This is a genomic window from Ancrocorticia sp., from assembly GCF_052089425.1.
In the GTDB taxonomy this organism is placed as follows: domain Bacteria; phylum Actinomycetota; class Actinomycetes; order Actinomycetales; family Actinomycetaceae; genus Ancrocorticia.
This window is the reverse complement of sequence record NZ_JBQCZW010000061.1, coordinates 1-7,697: the sequence shown is the minus strand read 5'-3', so window position 1 is coordinate 7,697 and position 7,697 is coordinate 1. Positions and strand designations below refer to the sequence as shown.

At 59.5% G+C, this 7,697-nt stretch carries 7 protein-coding genes; 3 read left to right on the top strand and 4 right to left on the bottom strand.

Going from position 1 to position 7,697, the window contains the following annotated elements; translation table 11 throughout:
• Nucleotides 1-94: 94 nt before the first annotated feature.
• Nucleotides 95-1,939 (top strand): ABC-F family ATP-binding cassette domain-containing protein, encoded by a 1,845-nt coding sequence (locus ACTHV6_RS11615; protein ID WP_441387768.1) that lies wholly within the window; start codon nt 95-97, stop codon nt 1,937-1,939.
• Between the two features lie 54 nt (nt 1,940-1,993).
• Here the strand turns inward: ACTHV6_RS11615 and ACTHV6_RS11610 are convergent, their stop codons facing one another.
• The 3 genes from ACTHV6_RS11610 to ACTHV6_RS11600 form a co-directional block, all read right to left on the bottom strand.
• Entirely contained in the window at nt 1,994-2,329 is a 336-nt protein-coding gene (locus ACTHV6_RS11610) for a type II toxin-antitoxin system PemK/MazF family toxin (RefSeq protein WP_441387770.1), read from the bottom strand.
• Nucleotides 2,326-2,544, bottom strand: a complete 219-nt coding sequence (locus tag ACTHV6_RS11605) for a ribbon-helix-helix protein (protein ID WP_441387767.1) — start codon at nt 2,542-2,544, stop codon at nt 2,326-2,328. The genes ACTHV6_RS11610 and ACTHV6_RS11605 overlap by 4 nt, the downstream gene beginning before the upstream one ends.
• Before the next feature lie 110 nt (nt 2,545-2,654).
• Nucleotides 2,655-3,662, bottom strand: a complete 1,008-nt coding sequence (locus ACTHV6_RS11600) for a zinc-binding alcohol dehydrogenase family protein (protein ID WP_441387766.1) — start codon at nt 3,660-3,662, stop codon at nt 2,655-2,657.
• 118 nt (nt 3,663-3,780) lie between these two features.
• Here ACTHV6_RS11600 and ACTHV6_RS11595 point away from each other — a divergent pair, with 118 nt between their 5' ends.
• Nucleotides 3,781-5,436, top strand: coding sequence for a DUF7059 domain-containing protein (locus ACTHV6_RS11595; protein WP_441387764.1), 1,656 nt, complete (start codon nt 3,781-3,783; stop codon nt 5,434-5,436).
• Here ACTHV6_RS11595 and ACTHV6_RS11590 read toward each other — a convergent pair whose 3' ends face one another.
• Nucleotides 5,437-6,585, bottom strand: coding sequence for a threonine synthase (locus tag ACTHV6_RS11590; RefSeq protein ID WP_441387763.1), 1,149 nt, complete (start codon nt 6,583-6,585; stop codon nt 5,437-5,439).
• A gap of 181 nt (nt 6,586-6,766) precedes the next feature.
• Between ACTHV6_RS11590 and ACTHV6_RS11585 the strand changes: the two genes are divergently transcribed.
• Nucleotides 6,767-7,579 carry a type IV toxin-antitoxin system AbiEi family antitoxin domain-containing protein gene (locus ACTHV6_RS11585; RefSeq protein WP_441387761.1) on the top strand — a complete coding sequence of 271 codons (813 nt, stop codon included), beginning with the start codon at nt 6,767-6,769 and terminating at the stop codon, nt 7,577-7,579.
• Nucleotides 7,580-7,697: the final 118 nt, after the last annotated feature.

The following is a 7,697-nucleotide window of genomic DNA, read 5'->3' as shown; positions in this document are numbered from 1 at the left end:
TGGTACGGTTCTTCCGTGATCGATTGAGTGTTGACCAAGACCTGCGCCTGAGGCCGAGTGCCCGGCAGGTTTCATTGCGTCCTTTGGAACACTCATGCATCACTCCCCTTCCGCATCATCTCTTGTCCAATCCGGCTCTCATCTGCGCGTAGACGGCATCTCCTTCTCCTTCGCCGCCCTGCGGGTGCTCACTAATGTTTCGTTTGTGGTGTCCGCGGGTGATCGAGTGGGTCTGATCGGCGAAAATGGCTCGGGCAAGTCAACGTTGCTACGCATAATCGCGGGCCTTCTCGAACCAGCATCGGGCACCATCACCATGAATACACCGGGCGGAGCTACTGCCGTTAGCGCCGCCACTGACAAAGCCACTGCCCATACTGCTGCACGTTCAGCGAGCCCCGCCACCGGTAGTGCGCACTTGGATAATTCAGCAGCATCAATCGGCCTCCTCCATCAGGAGTTCCCATTCGCCCCCACAGACTCGATTGCTGACGCTCTGGAATCGGCAGTAGCACCGGCAAGGCGCGCCGCGGCAGCCGTCACTGACATGGGCAATGCGATGGCGGAGCATCCTGAGGACCAAAAAGCGGCTAGTGCCTTCGCCGAAGCCCTAGACACAGCTGAGCGTCTGGACGCATGGGAAACCGACGCGAGGATTTCCGCCACGATAGCTGGGCTAGGGCTGGATTCAATCGACCGCTCGCGCCCAACAGGGACCCTCTCCGGCGGCCAGCGTGCCCGGCTCGCCCTCGGCTGGCTGCTCCTCAGCACACCCGACGTGCTCCTCCTTGATGAGCCAACGAATCACCTCGATGACGCAGCCACCGCCTATCTGGTCAGCGTACTGACCGCATGGCGTGGCCCCGTGCTCATAGCCAGCCACGACAGGGCATTTCTTGACGATGCAGCCACTTCCCTACTGGATCTAGATCCCTCGCCGATTCCCCATTCGGTAGCCGGGCCTCTGGTCCAAGACGGCACCGGCACAGGCATTGGAGTCACACGCTTCACGGGCACGTACAGCGATTACCTGACCGAGCAAGCCGAAGCCAAAGAACGGTGGCAACGCCAGTATCGCGATGAACAGGCAGAACTCAAACGCCTGCGCTCCTCGGTCAGGGATCAACACATCGTTGGCCACGAAAACTGGAAGCCGCGCAGCGAATCGCGAATGGCAAAAAAGTTCTACGGTGACCGCAACGCCAAGGTAGTTTCACGCCGCGTCAATGACGCACGTTCCCGCCTCGAGACCCTCGAAGAGCAACAGATCCGCAAGCCGCCAACGGGCCTCGAATTCCACGGGCTCACAGCTGCTGGCAACCCAAACACTCCCGGACCGCTCGAGCCTGTGCTCGTGGCCACCGATGTTTCAGTAGCGAACCGCTTGAAGCCCATGTCCCTCAGCATCAGTCGCGGTGAAAAGTGGCTCATTACCGGTGCAAACGGCTCGGGAAAGTCCACACTCCTCAACGTGTTGAACGGGAACCTGCCACCCGCCACCGGCCAGGTCACCCGGGCCGGAACCGATCGAATCAAGCTTCTGACGCAGGAGATCGATCTGCCCGATCCGGCCGGGCGTGGCCCTAACCGCACCGCGTTGCAGGCCTACACGGATCTCATCGGCGCCCAGATCGCCGAACGCGTCCCGCTCAGCACCTTTGGCCTGATCGCAGGCCGCGACCAAAATCGTCCGGTGGCGGCCCTCAGCGTGGGCCAGCAGCGGCGTCTCGCACTCGCGGTGATTTTGGCTGATCCGCCCGAGATCTTGCTTCTGGACGAGCCCACCAACCACTTCTCGCTCGGCTTAGTTACAGCGCTCGAAGATGCTCTGGCGGATTACCCGGGCACGATTGTCGTAGCTTCCCACGATCGCTGGCTCCGGGAACGTTGGTCCGGAGAGCGTTTTACGCTATCCGGGATTAATGACGACGACGATTAACAATTTCTCCCAGCACGTCAGCTTCCGCTGCCATCAGGCCGATTACCGCGAATCTTAATCATCCAGAAAATCCACGAGCCACCGGCGTATGAGGCTCAGTGTCTGGTTGTCCACCGCTCCGATTAGCCCGCCAAGGCGATTCCGAGATACGACTCGGAGTTGCTCAGTCATAGCAAAACTATCGCGATCCAGACCAGTCGGGCCGGTCAATTCGATGTGATTGTCCCATTGCCGATCAACCGAAGTAATAGGGACCGCCCAGACAAGGGTCGTCACGGTGTCGTTATAGCTCTGTCCACTGACTATCACTGCCGGACGGCGCCCCGATTGCTCGCGACCAATCGTTGCGTCAGAACGGAGCCAATAAACCTGCCCGGCAACAACATTCACCACTGATCGGCCTGCCACTCTTCGGCACTTTTGACGTACTCATCATCTGGCGGATTCGCAGCGATCTGTTCCCGCAATCTACTAAAGCGTTGGCGCCGGGAATCCTCATCGAGCAGTTTCTCTATGTGCTCGCTCATCGTATGCCCTTCCTGAGCTGCCTCATTCTTCAATCGATCACGCAGCTCGGAAGGAACCTTAATTGTCGTGGCAGTCATACTCAGAGTATACCCGTGGACATGTGATCTGGGCAGGTAGAGTGCGCGTAGAAGCGAATCTACTCATTGACCTCGCTTTTGATTGAGGTTCCGCTGGCTTAGACACCCACCTACTCCCAGCCGTGAAGCACAATCTTGCCTACGGTCCTGCCGCCTTCGATAAGCGCATGCGCCTCTCGCAGCGTCTCGGCGGAGATGGGCGTGAGAGAATTCGTCGTCGTCGCCCTCATTCTTCCCTCGTCAACAAGCCGAGCCACCGTATCCAACAGGTGGTGCTGCTCAATCATGTCTGGGGTCTGCTGAACGGGCCGCGTGAACATCAGCTCCCAGTGCCACGCAATGCTCTTGGCTTTAAGGGGTGCGATGTCGCGCGGACCGTCATCAATCGCCACGATGTGGCCAAATGAGCGAACGATCTCCGCGTATGTATCGATCTGACCCTTGGAATGCGCGGTAAACAGCCAGTCCACACCGCGTGGGGCAATGCCAAGAACTTGGGCGGGCAGATCCTCGTGGTGGTTGACAGTATGTTCGGCGCCGAGATCGCGTGCCCACGTGGCGCGCTCACTGTTCGAGGCGGTCGCAATGACGGTAACGCCCGGCAGCAGCGCTTCGGCCAACTGTAGCATCACTGATCCTACGCCGCCTGTAGCCCCAACCACCAAGAGCGTTCCGCGCGATTCCTCGTTGAGCAGGAGGCGATCGAAGAGCGATTCCCACGCCGTAATCGCCGTGAGTGGGATGGATGCCGCGTCCGTGAAGGAGAGCGAAGTGGGTTTGTGGCCGGTTATTCGTTCGTCGACGACGTGGAAGCGCTGATTCGTGCCCGGCCGATCAATGGTGCCGGCGTAGAACACCTCATCTCCAGGCGCGAATAGGGTGACGGCGGAGCCGACCTCGCGGACCGTTCCCGCAGCATCGAAACCGAGCACTCGAAAACCACCTGAGGGCGCGCCTTTGCGCTGTTTGGTGTCAACCGGGTTGACGGACACCGCCTCGACCTCCACGAGCAGGTCATGCGGGCCGAGCGGCGGAACCTCGATCTCGCGGGTGCCGAGGGAATTCGGATCGGAGATGGGCAGGTTGTTTTCATAGCCAATGGCAGTTGTGGTTCTCATAGGTCTATCGTTCCTCACTCGCAGTGGCTCGCGTCAAGGGCATCTTCTCCCATCTTTTTTCTGCGCACAGGTCTGGAGTGCGCACCAGTCTGGAGGAACGGCGCGATAAACTCGGGGGATGACGTCTCGTATCTCTGAGTCCGCTCCAACCTTGCTCCTCAATGAAGCGCTGATCGCCCGGCTTCGCAGCGATCTTGGCGCCGCAGAGTGGACGGAGGGAGCCATCGAGGAACTCCTTTCTCCCATGGCACTCGGCGCGCTCAGGCGCGACCAGCTAACGCCCGCTGCCATGGAGCTGGAGAGAAATAACTCGCCCGCGGCGGTGCTCACTCGGCTCTTCGTACTTGCGGAGGCCGCTGATGCGGCGGCGGTGGAACAGGCGTTCCCACGTTTGGGTGTGAAGGGGGCGCGGGAGCTCGGGCTGCTAGAAACCGCTCTCGATTCCGAAGCACTACGCGGGACGGTGGAGCTGCGGCCGCACGAGAGTCAGATTTCACCACACCGTGGGGATTCCCGTGACCTCGGCGAATTGGCGGAATCTGGCGGTCAGGCTGCACCGCACTGGTGGGTGGCTTCTGATCTTTCTCAGGCACAGACTGGCCGAGCACCCCGTGAAGATTATGTACTTGGGATCGCCTCCGCTTCCTCAAGCCTTGCGCGGTTGACTCTGCGAGAGCCGGTGGATGCGGCACTCGATCTGGGGTGTGGATGTGGAATCCTTGCGCTGTATCTGACGCTGCATTCCCAGCGGGTGATCGCCACCGATATCTCGGAGCGAGCCTGTAACTTCACACGCTTCAATTCGCTGCTCAACGAGGCAGCCATCGACGTGCGTCAGGGGAGCTTTTTCGAACCAGTTGCCGGTGAACAGTTCGATCTCATCACCTCCAATCCACCCTTCGTCATTACCCCGCAAGCCGTCCGGGGAGGCGGCACTCTTGAGTATCGCGACGGCGGAATGGAGCGCGACTCGCTCATTCCATGGATTATTGGCGAGGCCGTGGAGCATGTGGCTCCGGGTGGAACCTTGCAGATGCTGGCCAACTGGGAGGTCAATGGGGCGGAAAGCGAATGGGCGGTGCGCCCGCGGCAGTGGATTGAGCGGGCGGCGTCGCGGGTTCTGGCGCGCAGTCAGTCCGTTGATGCGTGGCTGGTGCAGCGCGACCTCCTCGATGTTTCCCAGTACGCCGAGTGGTGGATACGTGACGCCAAAGGCAGCCAGATCACTCCCACGCAGTGGCAGGCAGAATATCGCGAATGGCTGCGCGATTTTAGTGCCGCGGGAACCACGTACATCGGCCTGGGGTCGCTCGCATTACGCGTTGGCCCAGCAGGTGGTATGGCTCAGGCGGACGGACGGTTAAATCTCGTGTGCGAATATCTGCCAGAGGGGAAACCAGTTGATGCACTTGCAGTCCAGACTGCCCTCGCTAGCCTCACTATTCCGGCACAGTGGGAGAGTATGCCACTCGTGTGCGCTCCCGATGTGCGCGAAGTGCGGTACTTCGTTCCCGGAAGGGAGAATCCCGAGCTGATACGGGTCACGCAAGGGCGCGCTGGTGGCCGCGAACGCTCGGTGACCTCGGCGGTGGCGGCCCTGATCGGCGTATCGGATGGGGAGCTCTCCCCCGCGCAGGTGATTCCCGCAATCGCCACGCTGTTGACCCAAGATGAGGCCGATGTGCGAGGCGAGATTGAGGCCGCCCTTCCCGAGCTCCTACGCTCGGGCGTACTGCAGTTTCTGGAAGATTGCCCGTCGTCGTCCTCAAAATAGCTAGTGACCCGACTTCAGGCCCGCCCCACACATCGTGATTAAACAATCCGAGGTGGGGCCAAACTCGCGGACATACTGGCGGTACGCGGCGAGGTTGGCAGCCGTGGTGTGCTCGCAGTAGACACCTTTCGCGGCGAGTTCCGCGCGGGCGGTCATAATGTCATTCTCTGGAGCGTGGACGAAGCGGACGCCGTGCTTTTTCGCGAGTGCGAGGATCTGGCGGCCGCGCATCGGCTCGCCAATCGCGATGCCTTCAGCGATCGTGGGTTCGGGGGTGATAGTCACGGGAGTGGATTCGCGGCGCTCGGCCGCTTGGAGGAGCGGATCGCATTTCTCGCTCTGGACGGCGATGATCTGGGGCATCTCGTGTATCGCGCCGGAGCTGACGAGATGCTCAAGCGCGTAGATCGCGCCGAGGTACAAGGTGCCGTTGCCCACCGGAATCAGGATGTGGCGCGGGATACGTCCAAGCTGTTCAAAGGTCTCGTAAATGTATGTTTTCGTCCCCTCATAGAAGAAGGGGTTGTACACGTGATTCGCGTAATACACCCCCTGTTCGACAACTTTGGAACGGCACACCTGCGCGCAGTGATCGCGCGATCCCGGCACGACGTTGACTGTTGCTCCGTGGGCTTCGATCATGGCTATTTTCTTCGGGGATGTACCCTCAGGAACGAAAATTTCACAGGCGATTCCAGCGCGACCACAGTATGCCGCGACCGAATTGCCGGCGTTACCGCTGGAATCCTGGACCACGCTATCCACGCCAATCGCTTGGCAATGTGCGATGAGTGCCGCCGCGCCGCGATCCTTGAAGGAGAGCGTGGGCATGAAGTAGTCCATCTTCAAGAGGATGTCATCGTTGAAGCGGACGATCGGAGTCATCCCCTCCCCCAACGTGATGTTGCGCCAGCTCTCATCATCAAGCGCCATGTACCGGCGGTAGCGGAACTGAGACCACTCCTGCGTGTCGATGCGCGTGGGATCGAACCGCGGCGGTTCGTACTCTAAGTCCCAGAGCCCACCGCAGCGTGGGCAAGAGGGTGTGCGTGTAGTTGTTGGCTCGTAATGGCCGCAGGAGGTGCACTGGAATGTCAGGCTGGACACGGACGAAGCTGGAGTATTGCGCTGCTGGTTGGACGCGGACATAGTCCGATTATCCTCCTCACCAGATAGTTGTGGGAAATGATCTCCGACAGCTAAGAACACGGAAATCATTGTGATCCAACGGGACTCGAAGCTACCAACAGAACACAAGGTTATCCACAGGGTTATCCACGAGACTCAGCGTCTTCGAGCACGTCAGGCGTATTGTCTGAATAATCAAGCCATGGAAGATATCGGCGTGTACTCGGTCAGGGAACTCGAACGGCGTGGGCTGTCACCGCCGCACATCAGGCAACTCGTCGAGCAAGGGCGCCTCACCAAGGTATGTCGGGGTTGGTATGCATCCCGCGATGCCAATCCACGCATCGTCGGATACATCAGGCAAGGGATTCGAATTGGTTGCTTGTCGGGCTGTAAACACCATGGCCTCTGGGTTCCGCCTGCCACCCAAACTCATGTCATCTACCACACGGGAAAGAAGCCTCCCAACGGTGACGGTACCTTCGTTCACCGCTATACTTTTCCACGTTGCGACACAGCCGTGTGGCCGGTTCAGGACTGTCTCGCCCAAGTCCTGCGCGCGCACGGGCCCGAGGATTCTCTCATCGTCATCGAATCCGCTCTCAATCTTCAGTTGATTTCCCCAGTAGACGTTCAGAGCCTGATAAGTGGAGCTCCTCGGCGAAATCGTCATCTTTCCGCGTCAGTTTCTTGGGCACAGTCGGGCAGCGAGACTAGAGTTCGCTACTTTCTCAAATCGCGTGGTGTTCATGTGCGTACGCAAGTGGAGATCTTGGGCGTTGGACGCGTGGACATCCTCGCGGGCGAGCTACTCATCATTGAGTGCGGCAGCGCGGCCCATCACTCCGGCGCGGATTCTTACGAAAATGACCGGAAACGGGATATGGCGGCAATAGGTCTGGGGTATGAGGTCTTTCGGCTGAGCTACAACCAAGTTTGGTACGAATGGGAGGAAACCAAACAAGCTCTCATTCAACAGATCCGCAGGAAACGGCACCGATCGGGCCGAAGGTAGCCCGGATAGGCCAAAATCAACAACTCAGTTCCGCATGCTGTGTAAGCCGGTCACATACGCACATGTTATGTATCTGGACTTTGGTGACAGTTCTGTATCAGGACATCGGTGACACTTT